The sequence below is a fragment of the Paenibacillus senegalensis JC66 genome, from assembly GCF_000285515.1.
GTDB lineage: Bacteria > Bacillota > Bacilli > Paenibacillales > NBRC-103111 > Paenibacillus_L > Paenibacillus_L senegalensis.
The window spans coordinates 621828-641476 of sequence record NZ_HE610957.1; the positions used below are offsets into that span (position 1 = coordinate 621828).

The window sequence follows — 19649 nt, forward strand, 5'->3', positions numbered from 1 at the left end:
AAATAGGTCCGCCGAACACTCTCCTATTTATATAAGAAGACCGCATCTCCACTCCAGAGTGAAGATGCGGTCATGTTTTCACAGCTCTCTGCCGCCGAAATGAGCGGCTTGCTTACTGCACAAAATACGTGTTCAAAGGATGCCGTCCCTTCCATGCTTTATCGAGCCTGTCCGTTTCCGCAGGACGTACTTCTCTTATTTTATGACGGTAAGCCGAAGGAGACATACCTTTTAACTTGCGAAAACATCTGGAGAAATACTGCTCACTCTGAAATCCTGACATTTCCGAAATTTCCCGTATATGATAAGGTTTATTAGCCATTAAGCGGCATGCCCGTTCAATTCTTCTGGACAAAATATATTGCATGGGACTTAGTCCTACATATCGTTTGAACATTCTCGTAAAATGCTCATGAGACCAATTGGCCTGCCTGGACAGCTCTTTAACCGGGATCGGGTCTGCCAGGTGAATTTCAATATAGTGTATAGCATGCTGGAGCTCAATCGGAAGCTTATGGGCCTCGGTATCCGTGCCCGCCTCTAGCAGATGAGAAACCATAGCGAAAATTAAAGCGCCGCAGCGTTCCTCCCAGCCATACCCTTTATCGGAAACAATGTGCAGCAGTTCACTAAACAATTCCGGAATCAAGCTGTTATTCTCCAAAGGAAAGTAGCTTTGTGTTGACCAATTGGGCAGCATATGCCCCAGCATTTCTCCCGGAGTAAAGTGCACAAATTGATGTCTTAAAGAAATATCTCCTTCACCCCAATAATGATGGTCGATCCCTGGTCTTTGCAGCACAACACAGGGCTGATTTAAAGAGTACATTTCCTCCTCCAGCTGGTAAACAAATCGGCGCGGATTGATGAAATAAATCAGCTCGTGTTCCTTAATAACTCTGGGGCCAACTGTCGCATCGGGAGCTAAAATAAAATCACCCGCTAATGTCACCTTGGGCAATGGATGCACCACCGGCTTCACCCCCCAGCTTCTATATTAGCACGATTCCCGGCTGCAACCTAGCAGGGATCGTTGGGGAATGTACAATAGCGGGTAACGAGAGCTTACAATCTAACTTCTTTGCCGCTCTTAGCGGATTGATAAAGAGCGGTTAGAATTTTAATCATATCCACTCCCTGGCTGGGTACAAATATAGGCTCTGCTCTTTGCTGAACAACATCGATGAAATGATGGATGTTCTCAGCGTGTCCCCCGGTTTTCTCCTTCGGAAGGTTAGGCTTAATATCGCATAAAGCTCCGGCTATTTCGGTGAACACTTTGACATCGTTATTGATCATTTGCAGCCCCGCCTTGGTTCCTCTTAATTCAAGAAATTGAGTCTCTGCTTCAATGTTGGAGGCCCAACTGAATTCAATCTGCAGAGTGGCTCCATTCTCGAAGCGGATATAGCCTGAAGCTAGGTCCTCTACATCAAAGGTTCCGTCCTCCTGCTTCTCGCCAAAGCTGCTGTGAATCGAATCAGAGAGCGAATTATCCGCAAATTTGCGGTATGTAGCGCCACTGACGGCAACCGGTCTCGGATTCCCCATGAACCAGAGGGCCAAATCTATATAATGTACGCCAAGATCGATCAGCGGCCCTCCACCAGACAGCTCCTTGGTCGTAAACCAGCCGCCCTTGCCCGGAATCCCTCTGCGGCGAATCCAGCCGCAGCGACCGGTATACACTTCTCCCGCATGGCCTTCGTCCATATATTGCTTGACAAATCTGGAAATCGGACGGAAGCGGTTATTCCGCATGACCATCAGCACTTTGCCGCTGGCACTGGCGGCCTCCTGCATTTTCAAGGCTTCCTCCGGATTTACCGCATCCGGCTTTTCACAAAAAACGTGCTTTCCCGCCTGCATGGCGGCTACCGCTATTTCAGAATGATACAGATTAGCGGAGCAAACATCGACAATATCGATGTCTTCGCGGGCAATCAAATCCTGATAATGCTCATAGACATAAGGGACTCCATGTTCACCCGCCAGGCGAGTGGCTCTTTCTTGATTAATATCACAGAAAGCGGTCAATTCAATTTCCGGATGGGCAAGCCAAGCTGGCAAATGAGCGGACTTAAAAATATTCCCGGTACCTACTACACCTACTTTTAACGCAGACATCGCTTTTTTGTCCTCCCTTTTATATAGCAGCCATAACTACAATTAAGGCCATATAAATGACCGACCAGACGTCATGCCGCGAAACACCGCGCGCTGGGAGCGCCGCTGCACAAGCTGGAAGCAAGCCAACCTTACTTGTTGACGTTCAGGGGGTCAGGCAGCGGCTCAACCGGTGCCGATGGACCCCGGTGGTGCTCCGGAACGACCAGCTGCGGATCAGGAGCAGCCCATTTGATTCCATTGCTAATAATCTTTAGCACATTTTCGTTGCGATAGGTCGGGAACGTTTCATGGCCTGGACGGAAATAAAAGATTCTGCCGCGCCCTCTGTAGAAGGTGCAGCCGCTTCGGAACACCTCTCCTCCCTGAAACCAGCTTAAAAAGATTAACTCATCCGGCTCGGGGATATCAAAGAACTCTCCGTACATTTCCTCGTGTTCCAGCTCAAAGTATGTACCTATCCCTTGGGCGATCGGATGAGCAGGATTAGCAACCCATATACGTTCCTTTTCCCCCGCCTCTCTCCATAATAAGGAGCAGGTGGTGCCCATCATTCTTTTGAAAATTTTGGAGTAATGGCCGGAGTGAAGAACGATTAGCCCCATACCCTGAAGGACTCTCTGTTGAATCCGGTCGACGATTGCATCCTGAACCTCGCCGTGAGCTTTATGTCCCCACCAGATCAAGACATCCGTATTGTTCAATATTTCCTCAGTCAAACCATGCTCCGGCTCATCCAGTGTTGCCGTGCGAATAGTGAAGGAATCTGATGCCAACCCTTCTGCAAGAGCTTGATGTATGCCTTCCGGATATACACTGGCCACATACTCGCTTTCCTTTTCATGTCTGTATTCATTCCAAACCGTTACGCGAATCAATGAACTTCCCCCTGTTCGTACTTTTTTTTAAAGTCATTATCATTATGCACATCCACAAGCATTATAACAATGGAGGTAGACGAAGAAAACTTGCACAAATTTGATATGCTGTTGAGAAGCCGGGGCCTGTTGAAAGGAACACCAGAAGCGGAGTACAGCTGTCGCATTCTAATCTATCATTCATAAAAAAAAGTAGCAGGGTGGATGACCCTGCTACTGCGTCTTGAAAAAGAGAATCTGATCCGCAAATTAGACCCAAGCCCGAGTGATGATAACCAGCAAAATAAACAAGACCAGGATCACTCCTGCGCTCGTAAAACCGAAGCCACAGCTTCCATAGCCGGCTCCTCCAACGTAACCACCCATAGTAGAGTCCTCCTTTCCTCTCCAGCTAATCACAGCTTATGGCATTTGCCGTTAAAAAAATTGGACTCTCGAGCAAAATGTGCGTTCGTCACGAGTTTTGGGCTGGTGTGCGAGCAAAGCGGGATGGTTTATCCTAAATCCAGCGCTCTGGCTTTTGCATTCTTGGGGGCAATCCCTCCATCACGGATATGGAAATAAAAATTGCCGTCTGCCTTGCCGATAAAGATCTTGTTGTCTTTGGACATTAACAGCTGCTCACTAGCCTGCAAGTAATAGTAGGTCGTGTCAAAACCTTCAAACAGAGCGGCCACCTCAGCCAGCTCGGCTTCTCCTCTGTCTAATGCCGGGTCAAACGCTTTGTAAATAATAGATACGACCTTATCCTTATCGTAGTTAACATAAACTTCTTTGTAGATATCCATTTCATACATATCGTAAGCGGTCCTTATAGGCTCTCCTAAGACGGCTTGCACCTCTTGACGCGACATCCCCAAGTTCAGTCCGTTAAGGTCAAGATAATCTCCAGCCTGCACTGTTATTTTGAGAGGGCCTAAGGAAGTGCCATACAAATCCAAATAGCTCATTAAACGATCAATGACAACGGCCGCTTCAGCGCGAGTCAGCACTTCATCCAAGGCAAGGTCATCTTTGGAACGTCCCTGCAGGATTCCTTTGGAAGTAACCTCGTTGACCGCATCCAGATCCTTTAAGGTTGTAAACCTTAACTCCTCATTGACCACTTTAGCGGCTATATGAGCAATATCGAGGCGCGTCATCGGCTCATGAACAGCTGAACCGTCACCTGCAAAAATTCCTAAATTGACCGCTTCCTCCACATAAGGCTCCCACCAAGGCCCCGAATAATTGGCAAATTCGGTTTGGCTGGAGGGCTCAAGCACCTGTACAGACATTTTCACAAATTGTGCCGCGGTTACCGACTCGTTGGGATAAAATAAGCGCTCCTCCATCCCATCGATAACTTCCATTTGATAGCTGTTAATAATACTGCTTTCTGCCCATGGCACCCGGTCGATATCATCAAACAGCCAATGGGCATGCGCATGCTCCGGAGCGGCTGCAAAGAGAAATCCAGTGATCCCGGCCGCAATAGCACTTGTCTTCCAAAATCGTTTCATCTCGTCCTCTCCTCCCTGCCCGATTAACATCAGACATGCTTAAAATCACCATTTTGCATAAAAACACAACTGTACTAGATCAAGCAAGATCATGATTGATTTACATGTTTTTAAGGAAAAAAGGGAATAAATACCCTAACTCAAATCATCATCCAAGGAGTGTATCACATTGATGAAGGTCCAGGAATTAAAAGATCAGGTCGATGAACTGGCCAAACAAAATAAAACTGTGCTCGATGAACTGAGTCAGCTTAAAGAGCTGCTGCAGCAGAGCAATTCTTTCTCGGCAAACGCTAATACCAATCAGCAGCAAACCGCGGGCAACAATTCTATGTCGAACGGTATTTCGATGAATAAAGAGTCATTCCAGCAAAGCAGCGGAATGGGAAATGGCAATGCACAAACTCAGTCCAGCAGCCCGGCAAACGGCGGCGGTCAAGGAGATGGCCAGAACTCCAATGCGGAGGGAGCCCAGGGCCAGCAGAGCAATTCTAATAACAATAGCTCTCAGCAGGTTCCCCAGCTTGCTGATGAACTGGTCAAGATCAAGGATATGATTACTACTCTTGAATCAAAAACTTCGAGTTTCGTCACTTCACGCTCCAGCGGGAAACTAAACCAGGATGATATTGTGAATTTAATTCTGATTTTAATGGATGGCATGATTGACTGGGCCAGCGATTTTATTCAGAAAGCCACCAATAACCAAGGCACGGATTCCAATGGTGCTAACGGAGGATCCGGGTCCCAAAATGCCCAGCAATAGCTGTTTTGGGGCACGCACTATATCTCGCTCTACCTGTTACAGACTGTGCAGCGAATATTGGGGATGGCGGAACCCTGTGGAGCTTGAATCCTCCATTCCCCAATATTTAGCGCCAAGCCATTACAGGGTGCTTTATACTTAGAATTGGAAATAGATAAAGCTGCTCTGTTCTGTCTGCAGGAAGACCACCAATACAGCTATAATTACAGTATACACGACAGCTCTGACCGGCGCCGGAAACCACTTGTGCCAGAACTTATCCAAAGACGATGCATGCTTAAAGACGAAGTATTCAAGCAGGTGAAGGACAAACAAACCGGCAACCAGCAGCAAATATTTATATAGAGACGGCGGTATATGCAAATCTGAGATTGTAAACATTTTTTTAAGCATGGAAAGAGAGGCGCTGATTCCGGGAATACGGAAAAATACCCAGCCGATACAAGTTAAATGAAAAAATACTATAACGGCAAACACATGATAAAGCTTGCTGGCTCTCAGCTTGCCCAGACCAATCTTGTCCATAACTTCTGTGTAAAACTTGTGCCCGATAAGCAGTGCTCCGTGAAACATCCCCCAGGCAACGAAGGTCCATGCCGCTCCATGCCATATCCCGGAAATAGTCATAGCCACGAATAGATTGACATATTGGCGCGATTTTCCTTTACGCGACCCGCCTAATGGAATGTAGATATAATCGCGGATAAATGTTGACAAAGTAATATGCCACCTGCGCCAGAATTCGGTTCCGCTGGCACTCAAGTAAGGCGTTTGGAAGTTAAGCACCAGCTTAATGCCAAACAAATAGCCGATCCCGACGGCCATCTCGCTATAAGCGGCGAAATCAAAAAAGATTTGAAAGGCGAACAGGTAAATGGCCACCCACGCTTCCCCGCCGGATAGAGCGGCAGGATCATGCAGCATCCCGTCGACGATTCCGGCCAAATAATCGGCCAGCACGATCTTTTTAAACATCCCTAGGCCTAGGAGAGCAAGCCCGAGTCTCACATTCGCTGTATTGAAACGAATGGCTTTCATATTCTCTATCTGCGGCAGCAATTCCTGTCCTCTCATAATCGGTCCGGCGATCAGACTCGCAAAAAAGGCGATAAATACCCAGAAATCGAGCAGTGATCGGCTGGGTTCAATTTTTTGCTTGTACACATCAACCACATAGGCGATCATCTGGAAGGTGTAAAATGAAATCCCTATGGGCAAAACAATAGATAGCCAGAAGGAGTTATCGGTGATGAGCGACATGTTGAGCGCCTGCTCGACACTGCGAATTAGAAATACCGTGTATTTGAAAAAAACTAAGTTTAATACATTAACCAGCACAGCCGCGATCATAAACCATTTGCCAAACCTGCCGCGAATCATTTTCGAGCAGTAATAGGTGAAGATCGAGACCAGAACAAATACGGCCAAATTACCAATGCCGGCAACCGCGTAAAAGATGATATTCGCTATCGATAAAATAATGACTCTTCTGCTAGGAACCACATAGTAGAGCAGCAGGGTAAACACCATTAAGACGATAAATTCGGGTGTGTGAAACAGCATGATTGGTTTCCTTCCTATCGATTAATATACGTATCCCATAATAGATTGCCGAGTGCTTCATAACCTTCAGGGGTAAAGTGCGTATGGTCGGAAAATAGATCGTCATCGAGCACGCCTTCCAGGTTAATATACCGGACTTCGCGTCCTTCGAACAAGCGGTCGATCTGCTTCATGTTTTCTTGATACCCCGGTTTGCTGACAAAATCCTGCATCAACTCTTGATTGACCCCTGTCATGACGACCACTGTGTTTTTCCCCTGCTGGTGCTTCAAAATCTGCTCAAGGAAATAAACATCCAAGCTTGTCTCACTGAAATCAAACGGCTTATCCGTATAGCTGTTTACGATCTCATCATTTTCCATATACTCCCACAAGTGACCCTTCGTATACCATGGCATCGGATCGCCCAATGAATCATCTGGGATCGGTTTGCCCTGCACATGCAGCTTCGTGTGCTCCCACGCTTTCTGAAGATAGTCCTTATATTGGAACATTGGAATTCTTTGCATGATTTCTTCATAAATAAAAAATTTATAATGGTCATACCAAGATTGCGGCAGTTCGTATTTAGTTGCTTTTAATTGTGCACTGACGTGCTCAAATGTATCGGAATCTCTGGCTCTTAACTGTTTTTGCATCCAAAACACAGTAGGCGGCCAGCCTTCTCTAGGCATAAAAGAAGGATAGCGTATATTAAAGATCAAATTGTCCGTAGATATTTCATATTGATCCAGCTTCAGCAGCATAGCATACAGATCTCCTAGCTGGTTGGCCGGCAAGGCGAGATTATATACTCTTTTAATAGTAGAATTAGGATCAGCTTGCGCTCTCTCTTCCATAAATACATTTGGACTCTGATCCGAATTGCCAGGGCTGCCATAAAATACAGAATCGCCCAGCATTATTATGTAATCATCTTGAGGATTGGCGTCAATTTCTCTTTTGATGTAAGCCAATACGGGATCGATATTGTTGGATTCCTTTAGAGCCGTTAAGGGATAGTCCATACGATTGTGATAAACCTTGTCATTAGGCACAAGATAAGGAATTAAAAACTGCAAAACAATTAAATATAAAACAACGTATTTAGCTGCTTTCATTGGAATCATTCACCTGTCTTTTTCAGCTTGTATAGCGGCCTTGAGCATCCGCATTGGTAATAGGGATTGAAATAATTATAGAGCGAACAACTTAATCCATTATACCTATTCACCCAAAACCATACAACGTTTTTTGTTTTCATCAGCATCTGCCGAAAGACTCTTAACCTATTACAAGCTTTATCTTCTGACTTTGCCCTTACGCAAAAAAGCACCCTGTCATGCATACATGAATAAAACCCGATGCTAAAGAAAAAAATAGACGGTATATAAATAATGTAGGAATGGGGAGATTTAACGATGGATTCAGCCTGGAATCGTGTAGAGGAATTAATGGACGCTTCACTGCAAATTTTGAATCATATGGAAGTTCATAATGCCGATTCGGCCGAGTGGGAGCAATTAACCGAGAAGCTGAAGCAGCAAAAATACCGTCTCCAATCCATCAGTGGAGCAGATCAGCCAGCCCTGCAAACCTTCAAGCAAACGGTAGCCGGTTTGCAGCAGCAAGCAGTTGAGCTCGAGCGGCATTTGCAGCAGGATTATCAAAACGCGACCGAGCAAGGCATTGATGCTTATGAGGAACAGAGCTTAGATGAACAAATGAAGAACGATGACGCCTATCACGGCAAGATTGATGACAAAAGCGCGATTAAGCTGATTGAAAATCTGGCTAAGCTGGATGAAGAGCTGAACCGGATGCTGCATTAACAATGTGCTCAGTCGGAGCTTGTAACAAACACCAACATAAACAAAAAAATGCCGCAAATCAAAGAAAACAAAGAAAAGGGGCGTTCCTAAGCAGCAATCAGAGATTGAACTTTCGGAAACGGCCCCTTTGGATTGGAGAAGCAAAGCAGCTTCTCCTATGAATGTTTGGGCAATTGCTAAGTAATTGCTAAGCTAACCCGTTGATTTCTGCGCCTGCACCGGTGTATCCACCAGCTTGTGAAAAATGAGAATCTGCCAGGCATTCCCTATCAATAATAGGGCGAGCATGTAAAAAGTAAAAAATAAATCATTGGCCTGAAAAGCCGGAATAGCCTCAAGGATGGTTAACACGACCATAAAAAACAGCGTAGGAATGAAAGCCTGTCCATTCGTCAGTTGGCTTTTCCACAAAGCTACAATAATTCCCACAGCAAGAATAGCTAACGGCATAATCAGGTAACCCGTCATGGACTCGCCGGGAGCGGCAAAGTGCTTATATCTTAAATAGAACAAATCCCCTACCGCCAACAGGATGAAGAAGATTTGCAAGCCTGTCCAAACCCCTTTGCGGTTTTTAAATATGCCTATGAAGTAGTATCTGGCGAACAAATTGGCCAAAAAACCGACCAGGCTAATGATGGCGATCGTGATGGTGCCCAGAATCATCGACAGCACCTCGTATCGGCTGAAGCGCGCATCCATGAAGATAAAGCTGGGTTCAATCGTTTTTAAAATCCCCCAAAGCACCATACCGGCTCCGAGACTGATCGCCGACGTGGTCCATAACAGATACCATACTCGTTTTAGAAACATGTTGCAGTCCCCGTTTATAGTTTGATTAGAATGCAATAACTCCAAAGCCCATGAGGACGATGAGAGCAAGCAGAATGACCATTACCACCCAATGGATCAAGGTTGGTTCTCCTCTGCGGAGTCTTCCCTGAATCATTTCCATGAAGGCTATCAAGGCTACTGCCAAAATTCCTTTGATCACATACATCATCGGAAATCCTAGCATATAGAGCATTCCAGCGCCGGAAACCAGCATCAGGACGTAGAACAGTCTGGTAATCATTCCTGTCACTTTTTGCTTGCGCAAGAAGCAGGTTAACAGGAAGAAAATAACCAGAATAGCCCAGGAACCAGCATGGATCTGATAAAAAATATTAAACAGTCTTTCACTATCCAATGAATTGATCCTCCCTTTGGACAATTTCCATCCAGAATTAAGTTACTGGTTTGATTTTAACAATACTTGATACAAGAAACAATGTTTATCCCTTAATGGCAACAAATTGTTCACAGCAGTGATGCTTTTCATAGCAAAAAAATGGGCCTGTTCAGGCATCCGCCTCGCTATTTCCTTTACAAAACAACATGACAAAAAAGTTGGGCGGAGAACATATTCTCCGCCCAACTTTTTATTTTGGTGGACTTATGGGACAGCCCCTGATCTTCTTAATGATTCTTTATTTCAAGTCTTCAATAGAAGTAATGTCCATATACTTAGGTACAACCAATCCGATCCGTGTACCATTTAAGTTAGGACCCAGATCCTCGAATTTGCCCTCATGCATTTCGTAATGTCTTTGATGAGTGCCTGGCAGCCATCCGGCAACCATTCCGTCCACGTCTCCGTTCGCAACACCTACCCACATAGCGGCAGCTTCTACCTGCAGCAGATCTACCGTATAGCCCAGGCGGGACTCCATCACATGCTTGACGACGTTAGTGGAAGCAATCTCTGAATCCCAAGCAACGTAAGCAAGCTTAACCGTCTGGCCTTCATCTTCAGGTACACCTTCGAGCCAGCTGTTCACTTTTTCTTCATTCTCATTTACCCATTTCTCGGCAGCAGCTTCTTCATCCATGCCTTCAAAAATGTCGACCATAACGGATTCCATATCCTCCGGTGTCCACTCAAAGTTATCAAGGAATGCATATACTCCCGGTTTGTCTTCCTCCAGACCTAAGCGGACAATGGTGTGGATTTGCTCATCTCCTCCATACACACCTTGAGGATCCTCCAGATATTTCAGATCATACTTGGCAAATTTCCAGTGCGGGCTCCAGCCAGTAACAATAATCGGCTCTTGATTCTCATAAGCTCTGCCCAGAGTAGCCGTCATCGCCGCATCGGAACCTTCAACCAAAGTCCAATCACTAAGCCCATACTGTTCAATAGCTGCAGCGGTAGCCTCCATAATTCCGGCACCGGCATCGATACCGATGATTTGATAATCCACCTGTTCGCCAATCGCTGCTGGAGTTCCCCCATTACCCGGCTCTTCTGTATTTCCAGGAGTTTCGCTGCCTCCATTTCCGTTGCTGGAACATCCTGCAGCAATTAATCCAAATCCTAAAGCCAATGTGACAGCTGTTTTTAAGCCTTTGGTTTTCATTCTCTTAACCCCTTTGTAATTTTTTATTTAAATTTTGGGTAATTCTATCGAGCAAGACAGCTAGAATAACAACAGCCAGCCCTGCGGAAAAGCCGTCGCCTATTCTTAACTGGGTAACTGCCCGATACACATCAGCACCCAACCCTTGAGCACCAATCATCGATGCGATAACTACCATGGACAAGGACAGCATAATCGTCTGATTGATTCCAGCCATAATCGTAGGTGCTGCTAACGGAAGTTGAACTTTAAACAGCTTCTGCATAGGTGTGGAGCCAAAAGCATCGGAGGCTTCAACCAGCTCTGCGGATACTTGTCGTATCCCCAGATTCGCCAGTCGGATCGTGGGGGGCATGGCGAAAATAACCGAAGCGATAACGCCTGGTACGACACCGAGTGAGAAAAAGGTAACCGCCGGAATGAGATAAACAAAGGCAGGCATCGTTTGCATAAAGTCCAAAATCGGAGATACGATATTCCGGAGGCTGTCCCTGCGAGAACATAAAATTCCGATAGGGAGTCCGATTATGACGGAAATGATTGTAGCGGTCATGACTAATGCTAGAGAATCCATCGTCTTGCTCCAATATCCCAGATTCTCAATTAACAGCAAACCGATTATAGTAAAAATGGTTAAACCCCAGCGGGCTACCCAATAAGCGATTAGTGCAAAAATGGCTATCCATATATAAAACGGGAAGAGGTGAAACAGCCAGGCAAAAGCTCCAACGATTCCGCCGATAATTTTCGCTATGAAGTCAAACAGGAATTGAAAATTGTCACCAAGGAAAGCGACAAAACTGGTCACCCATTCCGATAAAGGAATACGCGGCATTAACTCTCACCCCCTTGCTCATTATGAGCTGCATTGCCGGAAAGCGCAGCCAGCACGGCGCCTCTCACGATGACTCCACGCAGCCTGTCGTTATCGCCAGTCACCGCTACTGGAACGGTTGAACTGCTCACGATATCGAATAAATCGTTTAATAACGTATCCGGCCTGACGACAGGAACATCGCTGATGACAATGTCTGCTAATCCAATTCCTTCTTTGACTGCTCTTGAGGCATCTTCAGCAGTAATGACACCCAGCAGCTTCTTGGATTTATCGACAACAAACAAATTGGAAATGCCGCTTTCCTTCATTAATTGAAGAGCAACCCGTGGTCCCCCTTTGTCCAGGGTGATCATTTCCGGTCTTCTCATGACGTGCTCGGCCGTTAGTACTTTGGAAAGATCTACATCTTCAACGAAGCGTTCTACATATTCGTTAGCCGGGTTAGTCATAATTTGTTCAGGTGTGCCAATCTGAACAATCGAACCATCTTTCATCAAAGCAATCCGATCGCCAATTCTAAGAGCTTCATCTAAATCATGGGTAATAAACACGATCGTTTTCTTCATTTTTTCTTGAAGCTCGACCAATTCATCCTGCATGTCCTTGCGAATAAGAGGATCCAATGCGCTGAACGCTTCATCCATCAACAGCACATCGGGATCATTGGCCAAAGCTCTGGCTAAACCTACACGCTGCTGCATTCCGCCGCTAAGCTGATGCGGATAACTATCCTCCCAGCCTTTCAGCCCGACAAGCTCTAGTGATTCTCTCGCTTTTGCACTGCGCGTCTCCTTATCCGCTCCTTGAACTTCCAGACCGAACTCAGCATTCTGCAGAACGGTACGATGAGGAAACAAAGCAAATTTCTGAAAGACCATACTGATTGTTTTGCGTCGTATATTTCTTAGTCTGTCTTGGTTGGCCGTAACGATATTTTCACCATTAATGTAGATTTCTCCAGAGGTCGGTTCAATCAAGCGGTTAAGCAGGCGGACTAAGGTTGATTTACCACTTCCCGACAACCCCATGATGACGAAAATTTCTCCTTGCTCAATATCAAAACTGATGCGATTGACCCCAACCGTAATTTTCGTCTTCTCGAAAATCTCTGCTTTACTCAGGCCTTGTTCCAGCAGCGGAAAAGCTTTCTGAACATCCTGGCCAAACATTTTGGTTAAATTCTTTACGGATATGACCGCCATGACAGCACCCCCTTTCTAAAACTCGCTTTCGTATGTACCTGTTCAAGTGTAGATTACCTAATGGATGAAGTCAAAGATATATATTGTACGTAAAGTTTGTTCAGAAAAAACTGTACGTTCATTATGATATAAATCCTCCGTTATCCTCCTATTTCCTCCCTTTCTGGCAGCTTTACAATTTATTGTTCGTTCTCTACAATTAGTTTATACTGTGAACCTTAGGCTTTTCGGATCTATATTTCTATGAAAAATTCCCAAGGCTTTCTGTTATATTCTTACAAATTTGTAAATGAAATCGATGATTTTATGCTTTTTCTTACCGAATGTTTGAGCATTCTAACAATGAAGAGGTGACATGATGGACTCCTTGCATCAACTAAACGAAGAACAGATCCGAATCATTGATAAAGCACGGGAACGAGTCATTGAGTCCGTTGGTAACAATATGGATCTATACGGAGTAACCCTTTCTACGGGACATTTATACGGAATGCTGATGTTTAAGAACAAACCGATGACTTTAGATGAGATGGGCCAGGAAATGGGGATGAGCAAAACCAGTATGAGTACAGGTGTGCGCACACTTTTGGATTTAAAAATGGTAAAGAAAGTTTGGGGGAAAGGATCCCGCAAGGATCTTTATGAAGTGGAGCGTGACTGGTATCAAAATTTCGCCGACTATTTCGTAATTAAATGGAGAATGGCGCTGGAAATCAATTTGCAGGCTCTTAATCGTTCACTTAAAGAATTAAAAGCTCTGGCAGATAAGCATCCTGATGATGAGCTGCTGCAAGAAACTATTCGGGGAGATGTGGAAAAAATGGAGGAAGCCGTCAGCTATTATGATTGGCTGGACCGTTTAATAGACACATTGGAAAACGGAAAAATATTCGAGCTGGTTCCCAAGTCGCCTTCTCTACCTCACCACGACTAACCTTTTTCTACTATTATATATGTTTTCCTGTACGGTTATATATGTTTCCAGTACGGATACATATGATTCCTACAGGTCCATGAACGCTAATAAAGCCTCCCAATTTGGGAGGCTTTAATCGTTGAACTTAAACTTTGTTTAAGGGGACAGACTGAAACCGTTATACGACCGACTTCTCTTCTTCTTCGGCAAACTGGATGATTTCTCTCCTCAATTGCAGCATTTTCTCATCCAGCTCATAAGCGGCTTTGGCTGCATCGGTTAATTCCTGCTGGACATGAGGGGGAACGCGCTTGTCAAATTTATAATACAAAATGTGCTCAAGACTAGCCCAAAAATCCATAGCCATCGTTCTTAACTGAATTTCAGCATAAACCCAGCGGGTTCCGTCCGACAAGACAAGCGGAACTTGTACGATGAGGTGTACACTTTGATAGCCGTTCGGTTTCGGAGCCGCGATATAATCCTTGATCTGCACAATCCTTAGGTCGGAACGCAGCTTCATATGATCAATGATGTGATAAATATCCTTTACAAACGCACAAACAATCCGCATCCCCGCGATATCTTGAATATGGTTAACAATATTCTCCTCTGTGACCTGTAAATTTTTCCTCTTCATCTTATTGATAATGCTCTCTGGCTCTTTCAATCGGACTTTTACATGCTCAATTGGTGAATATCCATCCCGAAGCTTCCACTCCGTATTCAATATCATGACTTTAGTCTCAAGCTCACGCAAGGCAAAGCGGTATTCATGAATGGTCCTTTGCCAGCCTTTGATGTCCTTTAGCTCCATTAATGCTAAACTCCTCTCGAATAAGGTAAAGCTTATGCCGTTATCGGAATCCCGGATCTTAGATATAGACAGAAATCGATTTGCCAAAACAAATAAACAATTTAGTTATAGAGTTTAATATTTTACTAATTAAATTTTAACAAATCACCGTTGTCATTGCAAAACGCCTAATCTTAAACATACCGAATTATGCAGCGGGAATCCTCTCGCAAAAACTATATACCCTTTATCCCCCAGGCCTAACCAAGAATTGAGACATGGTGTGGAAAACGATGGAGTTGTGCTTGCCGCAAGTGAGACCGAAAAGATATTTGAGCGGTTTTATACGGAAGAGAGTTTAGATGCTCAGGGACATTTGGGATTAGGCTTATATATTGCAAAAAAATTATTAAGTCGATGAAAGGGGAGATAGAAGCAAACGTATTCGCTGACAAAATCACTTTTGAGATTACTCTCCCTGTTCAATAGTCAATCAACGGTCACGGTGTTGGAAGGAGATTTTTCCCTCCCATTGATCTCATCCAGGAAAATATGCTGATACACTCGGCTTTTGCGGGAATATTCACCAACAATATGATCCGGACGCTTCTGCTTCGTGGTCTCTATTAGAAGAAAAAGCTTTAGCCAGTACTATCTACCTGGCTAAAGCTATCCCCTGCACTAAGAAAAGATTGTCCAATCAATCAGAAGAGTTTACGTCCGCCTTAGGGAGTACTTGCCTGCCCTAAGATCCGCTCTCAAGGCAAGTGCGGACAAGACGCGGCTGGAGATGGATGCCCCGACCGTCTATTCTCCAGATAAATTGCTTTCCTTGAGCATCACATCATGAGCTCCACCTTCAACAAGACTTGTTGCCGAGATGACCGTTATCCTTGCTTTGCGATGCAGCTCTTCCACTGTTTTCGCGCCACAATTGCACATCGTTGATTTAATTTTGCTAATCGTTTTGTCGAGGTTTTCTCTTAAGCTTCCCGCATAGGAGACGTAAGAGTCCACCCCTTCTTCGAATAACAGGGTTTGCTTGCCGCCGGAATCATACCGCTGCCAATTTCGTGCCCGATTAGAGCCCTCTCCCCAGAACTCCTTCACAAAGTTGTTACCGAGCTTTAGCTTCTTGGTCGGGCTTTCGTCAAAGCGGGCAAAATATCTTCCCATCATGACAAAATCTGCTCCCATAGCCAAAGCGAGTGTAATATGGTAATCATGCACAATTCCGCCATCTGAACATACCGGAATATAAGTACCTGTCTCTTCATAATAGCGGTCTCTTGCCTCAACGACTTCCATAACCGCAGATGCTTGTCCTCTGCCGATTCCTTTTTGCTCGCGCGTAATACAGATGGCTCCGCCGCCAATCCCGACTTTAACAAAATCGGCACCGGCCTCCACCAAATATAAAAAGCCTTCACGGTCCACTACATTCCCCGCCCCGATTTTGACGTTGTAGTTTTCCTTAACGTATTGCACCGTTTCTTTCTGCCACTCGCTATATCCGTCTGAGGAGTCGACGACTAAAATGTCCACGCCCGCTTCCACCAGCGCCGGTACCCGGTCTTTGTAATCCTTCGTATTAATTCCAGCTCCTACAATGTAGCTTTTGTTCTGATCCAGAAGCTCCAGCGGATTTTCTTTATGCGCATCATAATCTTTACGGAACACCAAGTGCTGCAATTTCTGATTTTCATCTACGATAGGCAGAACATTCAGCTTGTGTCCCCAGATCAAATCATTTGCTTCAGACAAGGTGATCCCTGAACGTCCATGAATAATGCTCTCGAAGGGCGTCATAAATTCATGCACTTTCTTGTCGAGGGAATCACGGCTTGTGCGGTAATCCCTGCTGGTTACAATGCCGAGCAGTCTGCCGTTGGCAGTTCCGTCTTCGGTAATCGGCACCGTAGAATGACCGTTCTGTTCTCTCAGCTCCAGCACATCTTTAAGAGTATGCTCCGGTGTCAAGTTCGAGCGGCTGACTACAAAGCCTGCTTTGTAGCTTTTCACCTTACGCACCATAGCCGCCTGCTCTTCAATCGGCTGAGAACCGAATATAAAAGAAATCCCTCCACATCGCGCTAACGCCACTGCCATATTATGGTCAGAAACGGATTGCATAACAGCCGATGAGAAAGGAATGTTGAGAGAGATGTCCGGCTTCTCCCCCTTATTGAATTTAGTAATAGGCGTCTTCAAGTCTACATTATCCGGGGTACAATCTTTTTCCGTCAAATTAGGGAGCAGCAAAAACTCACTAAACGTCCGGGACGGCTCCATATAATATTGCGCCATTTTCCAAACAGCCTCCTTTTTCAGCAATATGAGATTGATTTTGTACCGCAAAATATAAATTTTTACGATGATACCATTGAAAACCTGTCACGTCAATAGCGGGTTTGGATTATATGTTGTTATTCCACATTTGACGGTTGATGAATACGTTACACCGGCTTCTCCATCCATTCTTTTATAAACAGATCGTAGACTTTGAGAAAGATGATCTTGCCCATCATATAAACCGGGACGATCAGCAGCATACCAAGAATCCCTGCAATATCGCCTGCAATCAGCAGCAGAACGATAGTGGTTACCGGGTGGATATCCATCTGCTTTCCGTAAATAACGGGTGTCAGCAAATTATTCTCAATCTGCTGGGCTACAATAATAATGACCAGTGTCCAGACGGCCATAGAGGGAGATTCGATGAATCCAATAAGGACACACGGAATAGCGGCTAGAATCGGGCCGATATAAGGGATCATATTCAATACAGCAGTCAGGATAGACAGCAGCAGAGCATAAGGTAATCCAATAATCAGAAAGCCGATAAAAACCATAGCTCCGAGAAGAAAGCAGATCAAAACCCGGCCTACGATAAAGCTGCTCAGCATCTCATCCATTTCTTCAATAACTTCCTGACCGTCAGCTCGAAAGCGTTTAGGGATCATTTTCAAAATGGCTGGAATCATCTTCTCCCCTTCTTTAAGCATATAATACAGAATGACGGGAACGGTCACGATTACAATAACAAAGCGGGTAATCGCTGATACAAAGTTGACGACATAATCGGTAGCTTTAGTAATTCCGCTGTTTAAGTATTCCGTAATAGCGGTCATCACCGTTTCATCTCCGAGAACCCCAAAAACGAAGGGCTCCCGCTGAAAATTAGTCCATTGTTGATTAAACTCATTCATAAGGTCGGGCAAATTGGCGAGAAACATCTCTATCTGACTTTGCAATGTCGGCCACCCGGCTATAGAAAACAGTCCAATCAGCAAGGTGATAGTCAAGTATAGGAGCAGTACCGAGCACATGCGGTTCAGCTTTTTGGATGACAGGTAATCAATAATCGGCCGGAATAAGTAATAAAAGAAGCCCGACAGTGCAATCGGGAGCAGCATATATTTAATCATCGCTGCAATTGGGGTAAACAGAAAAGGAACTTTAGTAGAAAGAAACACAATTAGCAGAATAAAAATAATGATATAAAATATACGGAAACCATTCGATTTCGGCAACAACCTCACCTCCAAATACAAACCGCCCATGATTTATGGGCGGTTTGTATCGTACTTGAGCCTTACTGAGGCTTAAGCTGAAACAAGCTTCTCTTCAGGCTTGTTCCTCGCTTGGCCCGAGCGGGCTTCTCTTCACTATTCAGGCTTGTCCTGAATTGACCGTGCGGGCTTCTCTTCACTCTTCACTCTTCAGGCTCATTTATAAGATTGGCGGATGGTAACGAACATTGGAATCATAATCATCTCCATAATATTCATTGCCACTCCAGGCAATTACAACGATTTTATCGTGATCCAGCTGTTTCTCCAGCTGGGCGGCATGCTGTGCGGAGATGCCCATGGATTGCATTTTGGCGCGCAGCTCATCTCCTTTTTTACGGAAAATGTTAGCGACTGCGGTGCCAAAGCCTTCTTCTCCAATTCCGATCGTTTCCGTGTTCGTGGCGTCTGCAACGCGGCCGGTACGGTCATCGTCATGAGTCAGAACATAGATGTTATCCTTGCTGTATCCTTCGGCTACTAGCTGCTGAACCTTTCGCCTAACGTCATTTACATTTTCCACGATAAACACTGTAGTATCTTTCATTCTAGTCTGTGCCATTGTTCTCTCACTCTCCTTAATCTGACATATACTTGATGCAATACCTTGAATTAATACCGTAATGCAATTCCTAGATCAATACCTAAAAGCAATCCTTCGAATTAATACCGTGATGCAATACCTAAATCATACCTAATTGCATTACTTTGAATTAATGCCGTGATGAAATCCTTGATGTGTAGTTCCTTGAAGAATAACCTTTATGCGATGCTTCATTCTAATAATCGAGGTAATCGCCTATACCTTGGTTCGACCGCCTCTGCCTAAAAATAAAGAAATGACGAACAGAATCAGGAAAACAAAGAATAGCACTTTAGCTATTGAAGCCGCCGTAGAGGCAACTCCAAGAAATCCGAACAATCCAGCGGCAATCGCAATAATTAAAAATGCTGCTGCCCATCCTAACATCGAAATCACCTTACTATCTTCTTAGAATTTTGGAAAATGAATGTTGTTGCATCGTCTTATGTAGCATTTAAACGGTAGATTTTCCTGGTGAAACAGAATGTGCTGAGATACGCCATAAGCGTCAAATTCCAAAACTGGCTTATTCCCTATGGCCATGCCCTTTTCCGCCCACTTCTTTCATCTAAAATAATTTCAATTTTTCGATTTTCAATATTGGAATTGTGCAGAAAAATGCGTAGGCAGTCTCCTTATCCCTCCGGGCGTTTTCTATGCGGTTTTTCTGTGAAAATAAAACACCCCGCATGA

Annotated in this window: 21 protein-coding genes; 4 read left to right on the forward strand and 17 right to left on the reverse strand. The window is 44.8% G+C overall.

Annotation, left to right across the window (positions count from 1 at the left end; translation table 11 throughout):
- Window positions 1-112: 112 nt before the first annotated feature.
- From PSHG_RS29160 to PSHG_RS03010, 5 genes are all read right to left on the reverse strand, one after another.
- A complete protein-coding gene (locus PSHG_RS29160) occupies window positions 113-973 on the reverse strand; it encodes an AraC family transcriptional regulator (RefSeq protein WP_010269227.1) in 861 nt (286 codons plus the stop codon).
- A 92-nt stretch (window positions 974-1065) separates the two neighbouring features.
- Window positions 1066-2127, reverse strand: a complete 1062-nt coding sequence (locus PSHG_RS02995) for a Gfo/Idh/MocA family protein (protein ID WP_010269229.1) — start codon at window positions 2125-2127, stop codon at window positions 1066-1068.
- 131 nt (window positions 2128-2258) lie between these two features.
- The gene (locus PSHG_RS03000; RefSeq protein WP_010269232.1) at window positions 2259-3005 is read right to left on the reverse strand and encodes a ThuA domain-containing protein; all 747 of its coding nucleotides are present in this window, start codon (window positions 3003-3005) and stop codon (window positions 2259-2261) included.
- Between the two features lie 249 nt (window positions 3006-3254).
- Window positions 3255-3371, reverse strand: a complete 117-nt coding sequence (locus PSHG_RS29825; protein WP_081505046.1) for a sporulation protein YjcZ — start codon at window positions 3369-3371, stop codon at window positions 3255-3257.
- Between the two features lie 128 nt (window positions 3372-3499).
- On the reverse strand, window positions 3500-4507 hold the full coding sequence (locus PSHG_RS03010) for an S-layer homology domain-containing protein (protein ID WP_010269233.1): 1008 nt from the start codon (window positions 4505-4507) through the stop codon (window positions 3500-3502).
- A gap of 169 nt (window positions 4508-4676) precedes the next feature.
- On the opposite strand from PSHG_RS03010, the gene PSHG_RS03015 reads away from it, so the two are divergent.
- Window positions 4677-5273 (forward strand): hypothetical protein, encoded by a 597-nt coding sequence (locus PSHG_RS03015; protein WP_148497620.1) that lies wholly within the window; start codon window positions 4677-4679, stop codon window positions 5271-5273.
- Between the two features lie 138 nt (window positions 5274-5411).
- Here the strand turns inward: PSHG_RS03015 and PSHG_RS03020 are convergent, their stop codons facing one another.
- Window positions 5412-6836 (reverse strand): MBOAT family O-acyltransferase, encoded by a 1425-nt coding sequence (locus PSHG_RS03020; RefSeq protein WP_010269238.1) that lies wholly within the window; start codon window positions 6834-6836, stop codon window positions 5412-5414.
- A 14-nt stretch (window positions 6837-6850) separates the two neighbouring features.
- Window positions 6851-7936 carry an SGNH/GDSL hydrolase family protein gene (locus tag PSHG_RS03025; RefSeq protein WP_010269242.1) on the reverse strand — a complete coding sequence of 362 codons (1086 nt, stop codon included), beginning with the start codon at window positions 7934-7936 and terminating at the stop codon, window positions 6851-6853.
- Window positions 7937-8236: 300 nt separating this feature from the next.
- Between PSHG_RS03025 and PSHG_RS03030 the strand changes: the two genes are divergently transcribed.
- Window positions 8237-8647: a hypothetical protein gene (locus PSHG_RS03030; RefSeq protein ID WP_010269244.1), complete on the forward strand. Its 411-nt coding sequence runs from the start codon at window positions 8237-8239 to the stop codon at window positions 8645-8647.
- Window positions 8648-8839: 192 nt separating this feature from the next.
- Here the strand turns inward: PSHG_RS03030 and PSHG_RS03035 are convergent, their stop codons facing one another.
- From PSHG_RS03035 to PSHG_RS03055, 5 genes are all read right to left on the reverse strand, one after another.
- Window positions 8840-9460, reverse strand: coding sequence for a KinB-signaling pathway activation protein (locus tag PSHG_RS03035; protein WP_010269247.1), 621 nt, complete (start codon window positions 9458-9460; stop codon window positions 8840-8842).
- Window positions 9461-9485: 25 nt separating this feature from the next.
- Window positions 9486-9836, reverse strand: coding sequence for a DUF1516 family protein (locus PSHG_RS03040; protein ID WP_010269249.1), 351 nt, complete (start codon window positions 9834-9836; stop codon window positions 9486-9488).
- Between the two features lie 280 nt (window positions 9837-10116).
- Entirely contained in the window at window positions 10117-11049 is a 933-nt protein-coding gene (locus PSHG_RS03045) for a glycine betaine ABC transporter substrate-binding protein (protein WP_010269250.1), read from the reverse strand.
- Between the two features lie 4 nt (window positions 11050-11053).
- Window positions 11054-11884 carry an ABC transporter permease gene (locus PSHG_RS03050; protein WP_010269251.1) on the reverse strand — a complete coding sequence of 277 codons (831 nt, stop codon included), beginning with the start codon at window positions 11882-11884 and terminating at the stop codon, window positions 11054-11056.
- Window positions 11884-13089, reverse strand: coding sequence for a quaternary amine ABC transporter ATP-binding protein (locus PSHG_RS03055; RefSeq protein ID WP_010269253.1), 1206 nt, complete (start codon window positions 13087-13089; stop codon window positions 11884-11886). The genes PSHG_RS03050 and PSHG_RS03055 overlap by 1 nt, the downstream gene beginning before the upstream one ends.
- Window positions 13090-13447: 358 nt before the next feature.
- Between PSHG_RS03055 and PSHG_RS03060 the strand changes: the two genes are divergently transcribed.
- Entirely contained in the window at window positions 13448-14023 is a 576-nt protein-coding gene (locus PSHG_RS03060; protein ID WP_010269254.1) for a GbsR/MarR family transcriptional regulator, read from the forward strand.
- Window positions 14024-14183: 160 nt separating this feature from the next.
- On the opposite strand, the gene PSHG_RS26485 is transcribed toward PSHG_RS03060, so the two are convergent.
- Window positions 14184-14822 (reverse strand): GTP pyrophosphokinase, encoded by a 639-nt coding sequence (locus PSHG_RS26485; RefSeq protein WP_010269258.1) that lies wholly within the window; start codon window positions 14820-14822, stop codon window positions 14184-14186.
- 250 nt (window positions 14823-15072) lie between these two features.
- Here PSHG_RS26485 and PSHG_RS31940 point away from each other — a divergent pair, with 250 nt between their 5' ends.
- On the forward strand, window positions 15073-15222 hold the full coding sequence (locus PSHG_RS31940) for an ATP-binding protein (protein ID WP_392391991.1): 150 nt from the start codon (window positions 15073-15075) through the stop codon (window positions 15220-15222).
- A gap of 386 nt (window positions 15223-15608) precedes the next feature.
- On the opposite strand, the gene PSHG_RS03070 is transcribed toward PSHG_RS31940, so the two are convergent.
- The 4 genes from PSHG_RS03070 to PSHG_RS03085 all read right to left on the reverse strand — a co-directional run bounded on the left by PSHG_RS03070 (window position 15609) and on the right by PSHG_RS03085 (window position 19343).
- A complete protein-coding gene (locus PSHG_RS03070; RefSeq protein ID WP_010269261.1) occupies window positions 15609-17108 on the reverse strand; it encodes an IMP dehydrogenase in 1500 nt (499 codons plus the stop codon).
- Window positions 17109-17257: 149 nt separating this feature from the next.
- Entirely contained in the window at window positions 17258-18343 is a 1086-nt protein-coding gene (locus tag PSHG_RS03075; protein ID WP_392392008.1) for an AI-2E family transporter, read from the reverse strand.
- 190 nt (window positions 18344-18533) lie between these two features.
- Entirely contained in the window at window positions 18534-18935 is a 402-nt protein-coding gene (locus PSHG_RS03080) for a general stress protein (RefSeq protein WP_010269265.1), read from the reverse strand.
- Between the two features lie 237 nt (window positions 18936-19172).
- Window positions 19173-19343 carry a DUF1328 domain-containing protein gene (locus PSHG_RS03085; protein WP_010269267.1) on the reverse strand — a complete coding sequence of 57 codons (171 nt, stop codon included), beginning with the start codon at window positions 19341-19343 and terminating at the stop codon, window positions 19173-19175.
- Window positions 19344-19649: the final 306 nt, after the last annotated feature.